At 47.4% G+C, this 11777-nt stretch carries 18 protein-coding genes; 3 read left to right on the forward strand and 15 right to left on the reverse strand.

What is annotated here, in order from left to right; genetic code table 11:
* Positions 1–23 precede the first annotated feature (23 nt).
* Positions 24–854 carry a lipoate--protein ligase family protein gene (locus AYO36_RS09790; RefSeq protein ID WP_023467570.1) on the reverse strand — a complete coding sequence of 277 codons (831 nt, stop codon included), beginning with the start codon at positions 852–854 and terminating at the stop codon, positions 24–26.
* A 138-nt stretch (positions 855–992) separates the two neighbouring features.
* Between AYO36_RS09790 and AYO36_RS09795 the strand changes: the two genes are divergently transcribed.
* Entirely contained in the window at positions 993–1373 is a 381-nt protein-coding gene (locus AYO36_RS09795; protein ID WP_023467569.1) for a rhodanese-like domain-containing protein, read from the forward strand.
* Positions 1374–1439: 66 nt separating this feature from the next.
* Here the strand turns inward: AYO36_RS09795 and gcvPB are convergent, their stop codons facing one another.
* From gcvPB to AYO36_RS09860, 13 genes are all read right to left on the reverse strand, one after another.
* Complete coding sequence (gcvPB, locus tag AYO36_RS09800) at positions 1440–2909, reverse strand: aminomethyl-transferring glycine dehydrogenase subunit GcvPB (protein WP_064300288.1); 1470 nt, start codon at positions 2907–2909, stop codon at positions 1440–1442.
* On the reverse strand, positions 2902–4248 hold the full coding sequence (gcvPA, locus tag AYO36_RS09805) for an aminomethyl-transferring glycine dehydrogenase subunit GcvPA (protein WP_056060214.1): 1347 nt from the start codon (positions 4246–4248) through the stop codon (positions 2902–2904). Before gcvPA ends, gcvPB begins: the two co-directional genes overlap by 8 nt.
* Before the next feature lie 13 nt (positions 4249–4261).
* Positions 4262–5344, reverse strand: a complete 1083-nt coding sequence (gene gcvT, locus AYO36_RS09810; RefSeq protein WP_064300289.1) for a glycine cleavage system aminomethyltransferase GcvT — start codon at positions 5342–5344, stop codon at positions 4262–4264.
* 184 nt (positions 5345–5528) lie between these two features.
* Entirely contained in the window at positions 5529–5843 is a 315-nt protein-coding gene (locus AYO36_RS09815) for a hypothetical protein (protein ID WP_023467565.1), read from the reverse strand.
* Positions 5840–6325 (reverse strand): shikimate kinase, encoded by a 486-nt coding sequence (locus AYO36_RS09820; protein WP_064300290.1) that lies wholly within the window; start codon positions 6323–6325, stop codon positions 5840–5842. The genes AYO36_RS09815 and AYO36_RS09820 overlap by 4 nt, the downstream gene beginning before the upstream one ends.
* On the reverse strand, positions 6318–6590 hold the full coding sequence (locus AYO36_RS09825) for a hypothetical protein (RefSeq protein WP_231884698.1): 273 nt from the start codon (positions 6588–6590) through the stop codon (positions 6318–6320). Before AYO36_RS09825 ends, AYO36_RS09820 begins: the two co-directional genes overlap by 8 nt.
* Positions 6587–6880 carry a hypothetical protein gene (locus AYO36_RS09830; RefSeq protein WP_058704323.1) on the reverse strand — a complete coding sequence of 98 codons (294 nt, stop codon included), beginning with the start codon at positions 6878–6880 and terminating at the stop codon, positions 6587–6589. The genes AYO36_RS09825 and AYO36_RS09830 overlap by 4 nt, the downstream gene beginning before the upstream one ends.
* The gene (locus AYO36_RS09835; RefSeq protein ID WP_064300292.1) at positions 6873–7232 is read right to left on the reverse strand and encodes a type II secretion system protein; all 360 of its coding nucleotides are present in this window, start codon (positions 7230–7232) and stop codon (positions 6873–6875) included. Before AYO36_RS09835 ends, AYO36_RS09830 begins: the two co-directional genes overlap by 8 nt.
* A gap of 5 nt (positions 7233–7237) precedes the next feature.
* Positions 7238–7699, reverse strand: coding sequence for a prepilin-type N-terminal cleavage/methylation domain-containing protein (locus tag AYO36_RS09840; protein ID WP_035398319.1), 462 nt, complete (start codon positions 7697–7699; stop codon positions 7238–7240).
* On the reverse strand, positions 7668–7979 hold the full coding sequence (locus AYO36_RS09845; protein ID WP_023467559.1) for a competence type IV pilus major pilin ComGC: 312 nt from the start codon (positions 7977–7979) through the stop codon (positions 7668–7670). Before AYO36_RS09845 ends, AYO36_RS09840 begins: the two co-directional genes overlap by 32 nt.
* Positions 7980–7996: 17 nt before the next feature.
* A complete protein-coding gene (locus tag AYO36_RS09850) occupies positions 7997–8938 on the reverse strand; it encodes a type II secretion system F family protein (RefSeq protein WP_058265105.1) in 942 nt (313 codons plus the stop codon).
* Between the two features lie 14 nt (positions 8939–8952).
* Positions 8953–9795, reverse strand: coding sequence for an ATPase, T2SS/T4P/T4SS family (locus AYO36_RS09855; protein ID WP_023467557.1), 843 nt, complete (start codon positions 9793–9795; stop codon positions 8953–8955).
* A 62-nt stretch (positions 9796–9857) separates the two neighbouring features.
* A complete protein-coding gene (locus tag AYO36_RS09860; protein ID WP_023467556.1) occupies positions 9858–10244 on the reverse strand; it encodes a Spx/MgsR family RNA polymerase-binding regulatory protein in 387 nt (128 codons plus the stop codon).
* 224 nt (positions 10245–10468) lie between these two features.
* Here AYO36_RS09860 and AYO36_RS09865 point away from each other — a divergent pair, with 224 nt between their 5' ends.
* Positions 10469–10732, forward strand: a complete 264-nt coding sequence (locus AYO36_RS09865) for a DUF2626 family protein (RefSeq protein WP_023467555.1) — start codon at positions 10469–10471, stop codon at positions 10730–10732.
* 43 nt (positions 10733–10775) lie between these two features.
* Here the strand turns inward: AYO36_RS09865 and AYO36_RS09870 are convergent, their stop codons facing one another.
* Positions 10776–11393 (reverse strand): MBL fold metallo-hydrolase, encoded by a 618-nt coding sequence (locus tag AYO36_RS09870; RefSeq protein WP_064300293.1) that lies wholly within the window; start codon positions 11391–11393, stop codon positions 10776–10778.
* A gap of 168 nt (positions 11394–11561) precedes the next feature.
* On the opposite strand from AYO36_RS09870, the gene AYO36_RS09875 reads away from it, so the two are divergent.
* Positions 11562–11741, forward strand: a complete 180-nt coding sequence (locus tag AYO36_RS09875) for a DUF2759 domain-containing protein (RefSeq protein WP_023467553.1) — start codon at positions 11562–11564, stop codon at positions 11739–11741.
* The last annotated feature ends 36 nt before the right edge of the window (positions 11742–11777 follow it).

Here is an 11777-nt window from a genome sequence, read left to right on the forward strand (position 1 = left end):
ACATCACCTTCCCATTTCATTCATTAGCGTTTCCAGTTCCACTCATCACTACGGTATTTCTCGGCAAGACGCTCAATCTCCTGCCACTGCTCACTCGTGAATGTCAACGGAACGAACGACAAATCAAGCGCCTCTTCGAAGCCTTTCGTGAACGCTTCTCGTACCTCGTCAAATGCGACAGCGCGACCTGCTAGCTCATTCAAAGCGACAGCTTTTCCTGAAAAACGCGCTTTCATCCGCTCGCGCGTCGACTCATCATCATACAAGAAACAATCAAACAATTCACCTTCATCGACAGAGAGTGGGACCGAACCGTGCTGTAAGACAACGCCTTGATGGCGGACTTGTGCACTTCCTGCGACTTTCCGTTTTCCTACAGCGAGTTCATAATACGATGCTGCATCAAAACAGACGGCTGATTTCGGCTTCCGTAATTCTTCTTTTTCCTCTTCCGTCAACGGAACGGAAAATTCGACCGGAATGCCGAGGTGATGGTATCCTTTGCGAATCCCTTCCGTCAACATCCGATAACTTTCGATGACCGTGCGTGGTAAACCTTCTGTATCTTCCGGGATGACGACACTGTATGTCAACTCGTCTGCATGCAAGACAGCGCGCCCTCCTGTCATCCGACGCACGATCGGAATCCCGAGCTCTGCAATCCGCTCTCGATCGATATCACGGGTCGCCCGTTGAAAATGACCAACACTTAATCCACGTGGTTCCCATGAGTAAAAACGAAGCGTCGGTGCGATCTCCCCCCGCCCGACGAACTGAATCAATGCTTCATCGATTGCCATGTTCATTGCCGGCTCCATCGCCGGCGTCGTCAACACTTGCCACTCTCTGTTCACTTGAGCACCCCCAAAACGTTTCCGTCTTAGTGTATCAAACCCATTCTCGGTCGCGCAATCACGAGTCGATTGCCGAAATCGATTTCGTTGACTATAATGAAACAGAGGTTAAACGAACGAAGGGGTTGGAAGTCGAATATGGAAACTGGAACTATCATTACGATCGTATTATGGGTCGCGCTGATCGCCTACATCGCTTGGCGTTTCATGCCGGTCAAAGGCATCACGAAATTGTCGCAAGAAGAATTCCGTGCGAACTATCGTAAAGCACAAATCGTCGATGTTCGCGAAACACAGGAATTCAAAGGTGGACACATCGTAGGTGCCCGTAACATCCCGGTCAGCCAAATGAAGATGCGCTCGAAGGAATTACGAAAAGACATGCCGATTTACTTGTATTGTCAAGGGAGCATGCGTTCTTCACAGGCTGCAAAAGTCTTGAAAAAAGCAGGCTATACGAATCTGTATCAGTTAAAAGGCGGATTCAAGCAGTGGTCAGGAAAAATCAAACGGAGCTAATGCTTCGTTCATCGCAAAAAGAGGATCTCTCCTTCGTCGGAGAGGTCCTCTTTTTTATGAAACAGCTTATGCGTGTACTTCTTGTTTTGGTTCGTAGCGTAAGACTGGTTTTCGAGCAGCAAGTGTCTCGTCCATCCGTTTGACGACCGTCGTGTGTGGTGCGTTCAAGACGACATCCGGTGTCTCTTCGACCTCTTTTGCAATCTGGAGCATCGCATCACAGAAGGCATCGAGTGTTTCTTTCGACTCTGTTTCCGTCGGTTCGATCATGATACACTCCTCGACGTTCAACGGGAAGTAGATCGTTGGTGGATGGTATCCAAAGTCAAGCAGACGTTTAGCGATGTCAAGCGTCCGGACACCTAGTGCTTTTTGACGTTTACCCGACAAGACGAATTCGTGCTTGCAATAGACGTCGTATGGCGCGTCATACGCACCTTTGAGACGAACCAACATATAGTTCGCATTCAAGACCGCTTCTTTCGAGACGCGAGCAAGACCTGCTCCACCCATCGTCCGAATATAGCTATAGGCACGAACGTTGATGCCGAAGTTACCGTAGAATGGTTTGACACGACCGATTGCTTCCGGACGATCGTAGTCGAGGACATAACGCTCTTCCTCTTTGCGGACGATTGGTTTCGGTAAATACGGAATCAAATCTTGTTTGACCCCTACTGGACCCGATCCTGGTCCGCCGCCACCGTGCGGTCCTGTGAACGTCTTATGCAAGTTCAAGTGAACGACATCAAAGCCCATGTCCCCTGGTCGAGCGATGCCCATGATCGCATTCGAGTTCGCACCATCGTAGTACAGTTTTCCGCCTGCCTCATGAACCGCTTTGGCGATTTCGACGATATCCGACTCAAATAAACCGAGCGTGTTTGGATTCGTCAACATGAGTGCCGCTGTATCGTCACCGACTTTTTTCTTTAAGTCCGCTAAATCAACGAGACCACGTTCATCCGATAAGACCGTCACGGTATCAAATCCAGCGACAGATGCCGATGCGGGGTTCGTTCCGTGTGCCGAGTCCGGTACGAGGACTTTCGTCCGTTTAAAGTCACCACGTGCATGATGGTAGGCCTTAATCAGCATCAAGCCTGTCCATTCACCGTGTGCTCCCGCCGCCGGCTGAAGCGTCACTTCATCCATTCCTGTGATGACTGCGAGTTTTTCTTGCAGATCATACATCAAACCGAGTGCCCCTTGGACACTTTCGACTGGTTGAAGCGGGTGAATGTGTGCAAACCCAGGGAGGCGTGCCATATCTTCATTGATTTTCGGATTGTATTTCATTGTACATGACCCGAGTGGATAGAATCCAGAATCCACACCATGGTTACGGTTCGAGAGTGCCGTGTAGTGACGGACGAGATCCAGTTCAGATACTTCCGGTAGCGCCACGTCTTCCTTCCGTAACATCGAGGTCGGTAACAATTCTTCTACTGCCACCTCATCGACAGTCGGTAACGGTAAGCTATAGGCGATACGACCCGGTTTAGAAATTTCAAAGATCAATGTTTGCTCATTCATGTGTGAGTCCCCCTAACGCTGTCACGAATTGATCCAACTCTTCATTCGTCCGTAATTCCGTTGCACAAACAAGCATTTCATTTTGACGCGCTGCGTCATACGATCCTAACGGTAAACCGCCGATGATTCCGTGATCGAGCAATTGTTGACTCGCACGTGTCGCGTCGATTGGTAGCGTAACGACGAATTCATTGAAGCTCGGTCCATCGTCAACGATCGTAAAGCCAGCCTGTTTCAGCTTTTGTTTTAATGCATGTGCCGTTTGCAAGTTACGTGTCGCGAGTTCCCGGATCCCCCGTTTTCCGAGTGCACTCATCGCGATCGAAGCAGCGAGTGCATTCAACGCTTGGTTCGAACAGATGTTAGATGTCGCCTTGTCACGGCGAATGTGTTGTTCACGTGCTTGTAACGTCAGAACGAAACCGCGTTTCCCATTCTCATCGACGGTCTGTCCAACGAGACGTCCCGGAATCTTACGCATCAACGCTTTTGTCGTCGTGAAATAACCACATGTCGGTCCACCAAAGCTTTGTGGAATTCCGAACGGTTGGCAATCTCCGATCGTAATGTCAGCGCCAAGTTTACCTGGCGCTTCTAAGATACCGAGTGCCAGTGGATTCGCAGAGACGATGAACAGCGCACCACGAGCATGAGTCGCATCGGCCAATGCTTGTAGTTCTTCGACACGACCGTAGAAGTTCGGATACTGCACGATGACACAGGCGACGTCTTCGATGGCATCGAGTTGATCGATCCGTGTGACACCTTGCTCAAGCGCCAACGTCTCGACGTTTAGTCCTGGACCGTTCGCATACGTCCGAACGACATCGTGCGCTTCCGGGTGAACGCCGTCTGAAAGAACGATCGTCTTTTTCTTCGTATGGGCACAAGCAAGCATGGCCGCTTCCGCTAACGCCGTGATACCGTCATACATCGACGAGTTCGCGACATCCATCCCTGTCAATTCACAAATCATCGATTGGAATTCAAAAATCGCTTGTAGCTCACCTTGCGAAATCTCTGGCTGATATGGTGTATAGGCAGTGTAAAACTCTGAGCGCAGTAACATATGATTGACGACAGCAGGTGCATAGTGATCATAGATGCCTGCGCCAAGGAACGATGGATATTGTTTCGTATTCATGTTTTGGTCGGCAAGCTTCGATAGCGTCCGAATCAAGTCCGTTTCCGGAAGTGGCACACCGACTTCTTCCAATGTACCGTTATCACGGACGGATGCCGGGATATCAGCGAGTAAATCTTCGATCGATGCTGCACCGATCGTCTGTAACATCGCCTGCTCATCTTCTGCTGTCATTGGTAAATAACGAAAATCCATAGAAATATCCCCCTTATTTCGTGCGACGATAAAACGGTGTCGCTGTTCGTTTCGCTGCTAAACGTTTTCCGCGTACTTCCACTTCAAATTGCTCTTGTTCCGCTACTTCTGCAGGAACGAGTGCCCAAGCAATCGCTTTTCCGACTGTCGGCGGCAACGTACCTGTCGTCACCACACCAACGACTTCCCCGTCATGCCAAACCGGTGCATCTTGACGCGCAATCCCTTTATCGAGTAATTCAAGACCGATCAAGCGTCGCGGTGCTCCTTGTTCTTTCTGTTGCAACAAGACCTCTGCACCGACGAACGGTTTGACTTGTGGTTTGACCGCAAAGCCCATTCCCGCTTCGATTGGTGAAATCGTTGCTGATAATTCATGTCCGTAAAGTGGCAGACATGCCTCAAAACGTAATGTGTCACGTGCCCCGAGCCCGCATGGTACGACACCTTGCTCAAGCAGTGCTTGCCAGACAGCAGGTGCGTCACCAGCTGCCATGTAGAGTTCGAATCCATCTTCCCCTGTGTACCCACTGCGTGAGACGATCATTTCCACTCCTGCAACCGTCCCCCGTTGGAACTTGAAAAATCCGATCTCTGATAAGACAAGTGGTGTCATGCCGGAAAGGATGGCTTCCGCACGTGGTCCTTGGACCGCAATTTGACCATATTGTTCCGATTGATTCTCAAGCGTGACGTCCCCTGTTAGATAGTGACGTAAATGTTGTTCGTCTTTTTCAATGTTCGAAGCATTGACGACGAGAAGATAGTCCGTTTCTGCCAAACGATAGACGAGTAAATCATCCACTGTCCCACCGTCTTCTTGGCATAAGACGTTATATTGCGCTTGCCCCACCGCAATCTTCGAAATATCGTTCGATAATGTAGCTTGTAAAAACGTCAGAGCATCCGGTCCGCTGACGAACAGTTCTCCCATGTGCGAGACATCGAACATGCCGACGTTCTCCCTTACTGCAACGTGTTCTTCTTTAATCGAGGAAAACAAAACTGGCATTTCAAATCCCGCAAAATCCACCATCTTACCGGTTTGCGAAACCGTCTCGAATAACGGTGTTCTTTTCAATGTCGTTTGACTCATACAAATCCCCCTATTTACGAACGTTTTCGCTCTCTCTTCTCTTTAATGTTCCATTTTCAAATCCATCTTACCAATTAAAATCATAATTATCTAGTATTATTCGGAAAAAGGAACATACGAAAAAGAGAGAAAGGACCCTGTCCCTTCTCTCCTATTGTTTCATATTCTTCCCATGAAAGCCATTTCAAAATTGTTTGATTCCGGCAGTTCGTTTGATTTCCTCCTGGAGTCGACGACCTTCCGTCACCAATTGGCTCGCTCCTTGCTTCACACGATTTCCTTCTTCAGTGATTCGATTGATATTCCCTTTGATTTGATCGATTCGCTGCGTCGTATGATCAATGTTCGTCTGCAAGGTTTGCTGACGAATCGTAAAGCGCTCCATCAGTTGTTTTAACTGCCGAATATCCTGAGACAGCTTCTTTTTGTAAAGACTGAATCCGAACAACACGAGTCCTATGATAGCCAATAAAATAATACCTAACGTAATCCAAATCATGACTTCTCCTCCAATACAGTTTCAATCGCACGCGTTAATTCTTCGATTGATGCCGTTCCTTCGAGTCGGACAGTAGCTACTCCAGCATATAAGGAATAGCGACGTTCAAACAATCGTCTCACTTGTTCCCGTTCTGTCACGAGTGGACGATTCGGATCAGCGGCGATACGTTCCCAAATCAAATCAAAGGGTGTATCGATCCAGACGACTGTTCCGGACTCCTGCATGTACAGTCGGTTCTCTTCTCGTTCGACGATCCCGCCACCTGTGACGATTACTTCCGCATTGCTACTCTTCAACAATTCGCTTTCATGTGTACGAAACCCTGCTTCGCCATGCTCAGCGAAAAAAGCGGTAATCGTTTGTCCATGTTCCTGTTCGAACCGTTCATCCAGTTCGTCGATCTCGTATTGTGAACCCAATCGATGTCCGACGGCTGTTTTACCAGTTCCCATAAACCCAATCAAATAAACCTTACTCATGTGTGACGACCGCCTCGATTCTTTGACCATTCTCTAATCTCGCTTCCATTTTAAAGCCTTTATCGGTCGCTGTACAGCTGACTTGTCCGATTGGGTAGTGGAGGGTCTCGTCCTTCGTACAATCTGCTTTCGCCGCTCGGATGAGAGACTCGAGTTGAAGGGCTTCTTGCTCTAACTGATGATGCCGCATCTCTTCGTCAATTTGCTGACAAGAAATCAAGAGCACGACTCCCATTCCTAGAAGTAACAGTAACGTTTGAATCAAGATGAATCCTTCCTGACGCATCGGAAGGAACGTCTGCTGTCGTTCAACTGAATCGAGAGAATCTCGGCATCCCCTGTCACGGTATAGTGTTTGACGTCGCGGGCGTATGTCAGTTCACCTCCCTGTTCTTTCTTGAGACGTAGTTGATCTTGCACACGGACGAGACGCCACTTTTCAGCCGTCTCTCCCGGATTGACGTCCATTCCACGAATCTCGTCTCCGACGCGCTCACACATCGTACTACGCCACATCAGTCGTTCCACGGTATGAAAGAACAATTCTTCATTCATTCGGTTGACTTCCGGCGGACGAACGAGTGGGGTCAATGTCAAGATTGCCAGCAGAAGAAGTGGGCTCAGCCATAGGACGAATGAGAGTTCGAGAAGGGTCATTCCGGATTCCGCTCGCAAGACACATCGTTTCATTGCACCACGCTCCTTGTTTCAGGACATAGGACGCTGTTCGGTTTTCAACTTGATCCGTAGCCATCTGCTCAAGCTGTTCCGTCTCTTGTTCCCATTTCATTTGTTTCGTCCGTAAATCGAGATAAGGATCAATCGCTAACATCATGAAGATACCGATTGCAACGATTGAGAGCATCACTTCAAGCAAAGAGAAGCCCGCTTGGCGTTCGTTCTGCATACTTCTCACCTCACTTTACGGATTGCCATTTGATAGTTCCCAAGTAAGAATTTGATTTCATATTCGGCTGTTGCCGAACGGCAAGACCAGGTCGCTGCATAGATCGAGTGATAGCTTTTAAAATAGATGATGCGATTCGAGGGCGGAACGGTACACGTATGACCATTTTGGAATGTTCGTTGCCATAACAACCGGTCATCCGCAAGGACAAGATATCCCGTACCATCCCCTCGAAATCGAAACTGCATCAATGCTTGATCTTGCTTTGAGTACTGCATCAGTCGAAGTGTCTGAATATCTTGTTCCATCAGACGAACCTCTTGTTCAAGCGGAATCCAGTCCGGTCGTTTTTCAAACAGTGCCGGCAACAAAAAAACAAGTAAACAAGCAATGATTGTCAGCACCGCCGTCATCTCAAATAATGTAAATCCTTGTTCACTTCGTAAGTTCGCCAGTCTTCGGATCATACGTATACGTCTCCTGATCACAGACGAGAGCATTCGGTTTATCAGCTGTTCCGCGATTGATCGTCTGAAGCGATTCTGGGTACTTCTTCTCTTTGGCATAGTAAAGGTTTACTTCTGACCGAATGACTCGAATGTTCGCCTCACAACTCACACCTTTCGCCTGGTCTTTTCCACTTGTCATCGTTGGAATCAAAACGAGCAGTAATAACGAAATAATCAATAAGACGGCTGCCATCTCAAGTAAGGTGAATCCATCCTGTCTCTTTAAGAATTGTTTCATCGTATCGTCTCCTCTGTTTAGAATGGAAGCTGCTGTATCGCTAGCTGTATCGGATAATACAAGATGAGAAACAACGTTCCCGTCATGATCGTCAATCCACCGTACAAAATCGGCTCGATCCATAACAACTTTTTCTCTAGTTCCTCTTCCATCGACTCATGTAAGAGTGTCGCTTGTTCAAGCAACAACGGTCCAAGATCGCCACTTTCCCGCGCCAAATGGACGATTCCAATCGTCTCGGCTTCGATGATCTCATCTTCGCCAAGCGCTTCTGCAAGTGGTTCCCCTGCCTGTTGTTTAGCATGTAGACGAGCATAGAGATGTCCTTTTTTATTCGCTTGTCCTTGCTCTAGATGGCGAAAGGTCTCTTCGAGCGAGAAGCCAGCATCGATGAACGATCCTACTTCGATCGTGAATAAATAGCTGTAGTAGAGGCGAATCAAACGCTGTAGCGGTTTCAGTCGTAAAATACGGTTTAACGGAAAGAAGCGAAAAAAGAGGTACCCGGAGGTCAACAAAATAACGGGAATACTTGCGAGCAGATATTTCGCAGAGGGGTGAAGAAGGAGATGCAGAAATGAGGGGAGAGTCTTCGGGTCCGACATCTCGAGGAGAGACGGAAATACGTAGAGGGCGTAAAAGAAGAACAGAAGGAATAGACTGGTCGCTAGAACAAGCGGATACCGAATCATCTTCCAAAACTTCGATCGCATTTCTGTTTCGAGGTCGAGCAGTTTCACGATTTGGCGAAGAACGAGCAATGGTCGCTCTGTCCTCTCTCCAACGAAAAGAAGTCGTTTTAAGGTATTCGTTAACGCAAGCGGTTCAAGCGATGCTGCAAAGGAGTCTCCTTTCTCAAGACGTTGTTCCATTTCTCCGACTACTTCCGCGAACGGCTGACGCTCGAATCGTTTTAAAATGAGTAACGTCTCTTTCGCGGAAATGCCTTTTGATAACAAACGGTGATATCGTTTTAAGAACCGACTTTGATCGCGGCTTGTAAGTTTCTGACGGTACAGCGGACATCCTCTCCTTTTCGCTCGAGATGAATGATACGTTGACAGACAGCTAGTTCTGACTCTTCGATCCCTAAACTACGCAATCGCAATCGCGCCTCATCAATACTTCCAGCGTGTAACGTAAATAACACGACGTGACCACTAAGTGCGGCATTCATCGTCAAACGTGCTGCCTCTCTCGTCCGCACCTCACCAAAAGCAATCCAATCCGGATCCGCTCGCAATATTTCCTCAAAACATCGCGTAGCAGTGAAGCCTGCCTTTTCATTTAGTTCCAGTTGCAAGACGTTTGGTACCGTACATTCCACCGGATCTTCAATCGAGATGATTCGCTTTTCTTCCATTGCACTCATCAAGGAATATAACATCGTCGTCTTTCCTGCACCTGTCGATCCAGAAATGACGATACACCCGTGTCGTTGTTCAGCTAACCAAGCGAAGTCCAATTGATTGTGTAACGTTCGTAAAGCTGTTTCTTGAGAGACCGTTGATCGATAAAATCGCCACGACATCGCATCCCCTTGTCGACTCGGCAACAACGAGACACGCATGCCCTTTTTCCCGTGCGGATACAAACCACTTTGCGGAATCCGCTCATTCTGTTCCTTTAAGTTCGCCTCATAGCGGACATGACTGACAAGTGTCCGGTAACGCGTCAGTTCCACCTCTTCTTGTTCACACAAACCGTCACCCGTTCGACAAACGATTCGGACGCAAGCTTCATTCGGTACGAAATGAACATCTGTTGCACCAAGTGATTCGAATCGTTCCATGAGTTGTGTCGTCCATTCCTTCATTTCTCTTCACCTCCCTACCGCAAACAATACACAAAAAAAAGAAGCCGACCAAACCGGCTTCTTTACGATACGTGTGCGATTGTCCGATGTTTACGCTTCGCCAATGTCTCAAGACCTGGTTTATCGTATCCGATAACAAGTTGTTTTCCATCAGTGATGATTGGGCGGCGTAATAATTTCGGATTGTCACTCATGAGGCGTAATAACTCACTGAGTTTCATGTCTTCAATATCAATGCCGAGATCCTTGAAGGCTTGACTGCGTGTTGCGAGCAAACTTTCAATCCCATCCGTCGATAATTTCAACAGTTCCATGAGTTCATCAACTGTTGGAGCATTTCTGAACAGATGACGTTCCTCTACATCAACATGTTCCTCTTTTAACCATGATTTCGTTTTACGACATGATGTACAGCTTGGGTATGTGAAAAAGACTAACTCATTCGTCATTTTTGCTCCTCCTCTCAAAGTGTGGGGTTTCATTACAGTTACTATAGCACGTCAATTTTACTTTGTACACCTTTTGTACAACTATTGTACAACTTTTTTTGAAACTTCATCTTTTGTTCACAGTTATTCCTTAACAATCACTAGAACAGGATAGACGAATGATTGTTTGCTTGGTAAAATAAGTACGTATATTGACTATCTGTCGGATTTAGGGGGTTATAGGAATGGGGAGAATGTACCGCGTACTCGGTTTCTGGACTGGTATCATCGCAGTCATGGCATTTATCGGCGCATTGGGTGGCGATGCAAGCTCAAGTGAGCATACGGATTCATTTTTAGTCATGGGCTTCGTCTTCTTAGCACAAACTGTCTTTTTTGCAGCGCTTGGTTACTTGCGTTTAACTGAAAAAACGTATGTCTATATCTTTGGAGCTTACTTAACTGTATTTTTCATCGTCTTTACGTACTGGTCGAACTTCCAGATGTAATGAAAAAAACTCGTCATCCTTTTGGATGGCGAGTTTTTTTTAGTCATAGGAATGGATTCGATTTCATCTCTTGACGAATCGTCGTACTCGGACCGTGCCCTGGATAAACCGTCGTATCTGCCGGTAGTTCCGCGATGAGTCGATCCAGTGAACGCATCAATACGTCTTGATCCCCACCATGAAGATCCGTCCGTCCGACGCCTTGCTGGAACAGGAGATCTCCACCGAACGCGATCCGCTCTCCTTTAAAGTAGAACGTCACACTTCCTGGTGAGTGTCCTGGCGTCTCAAGTACATGCATCGAAAAGCTACCGACCGTCAATCGTCCTGGTTGCAACAAATGATCCGCTGGTTTCATTCGCATCGGTGGCATTCCGAATTTCGCTGAACCATTCCATTCTGGATTACCGAGCCATCCTGCTTCTTCCGTATGCACGTAGACAGGAGCTTCCGTGAAGCGTCGTAACATATCCACACCACCAATGTGGTCAAAATGCGCATGCGTTAATAAAATCGCTTTTAATGTTGCTCCCCGACTTTCAATTTCATCGAAAAACCGCATATCTTCTGTACCTGGATCAATGACGAGACATTCCTTGTCTTTAAATAACAAATAACCATTCTCAGATGCCATACCGGAAGTGATCATTACGATTTCCATTCTATAAAACCCCTTTACAATAGACTCTTCTCCTACTATACACGAAATTGTCGAAAGTTCCTGCAACGCCCTCTCGACTTTATCCCGCGAGTCGGATAAACTAAAAAGTGAGATTTAAGTGAAATCTTCGTGAAATTCATAACGTGATTGTTTAAGGGGGAGTACGTCATGCATTTGGATCAACCAATCGGTTGGCTTTTCTTCTTCGTCGCACTCGTCGGCGTTTGGGCCGTCGTTCGTTCACTTAAGAAACGCCAAATGTTTCCACTCGTATTCGCAGGTCTGACTGTCGTCTTATTCGGCTGGTTCGGGATTGCGACATTGATTTACGGCGGTATTCCATCGTAATCAAGATACGCTAAAAAGAGGCTGACTCAAAAGTCA

The organism is Exiguobacterium sp. KKBO11 (assembly GCF_001644945.1).
GTDB classification, from domain to species: Bacteria; Bacillota; Bacilli; order Exiguobacteriales; family Exiguobacteriaceae; genus Exiguobacterium_A; species Exiguobacterium_A abrahamii.